This is a genomic window from Bacillus sp. 05T21, assembly GCF_056396785.1.
The window spans coordinates 1-701 of the sequence record NZ_JBFTMD010000091.1 but is presented as its reverse complement, the minus strand read 5'-3'; the positions used below and the strand labels follow the sequence as shown (position 1 = coordinate 701).

The 701-nt window shown below is 32.0% G+C and carries 2 protein-coding genes; both read left to right on the top strand.

The window, feature by feature from the left end; translation table 11 throughout:
- The first annotated feature begins 158 nt into the window (after positions 1-158).
- A complete protein-coding gene (locus AC1DKZ_RS32895; protein WP_476997975.1) occupies positions 159-359 on the top strand; it encodes a cold-shock protein in 201 nt (66 codons plus the stop codon).
- A 100-nt stretch (positions 360-459) separates the two neighbouring features.
- The gene (locus AC1DKZ_RS32890) at positions 460-642 is read left to right on the top strand and encodes a hypothetical protein (protein ID WP_476997974.1); all 183 of its coding nucleotides are present in this window, start codon (positions 460-462) and stop codon (positions 640-642) included.
- Positions 643-701: the final 59 nt, after the last annotated feature.

Below are 701 nucleotides of genomic sequence, written 5' to 3'. Positions count from 1 at the left end.
TTATTTTTGAAATTTGCTGTTTTTTAGAAAGTATGTTAATTTAAGAAAGACCTATTTTTGTTCGGTTTGAGATTAAGAATAAATTTTGTTTTTCGTCTAAGGTATTTGRGCARGGGTAGTAACATATGTGTGGGTATCCACACTAGGAGGCAACAATTATGGAACAAGGTAAAGTAAAATGGTTTAATGCAGACAAAGGTTTTGGATTCATCGAGCGTGAAGGTGGAGAAGACGTATTCGTACATTTCTCAGCTATCCAAATCGACGGTTTCAAATCTTTAGACGAAGGACAAAGTGTAACGTTTGAAGTAGAAMAAGGACAACGTGGCCCACAAGCTACTAATGTTCAAAAAGCTTAATATTAGCTGATGAAAGACCMTCTTGTAGGGTCTTTTTTTGATTTTGTTACAATATTCYGAATACAACTTTTTTAAGGGGATTTGGGGTGCTTAACTTTTAATGAAAAAGAAGATGTTAGAAATCATAATTTTAGCATTATGGGCTTTTTCTTTTAGTTATCTTGCAATTATATTAGGAATACCAAAAAACGGATTATATATAGTCGTAGGATTTTCAATCTTATTTGTTGGTGGACTTTTGATTGTGCATCTATTTCAAAATAAGAATGAAAATGGAAAATAAATTTGTTTGATTGTATATCTCATACACGTCTAGTTAACATAACGTCCCATTATCGGTAG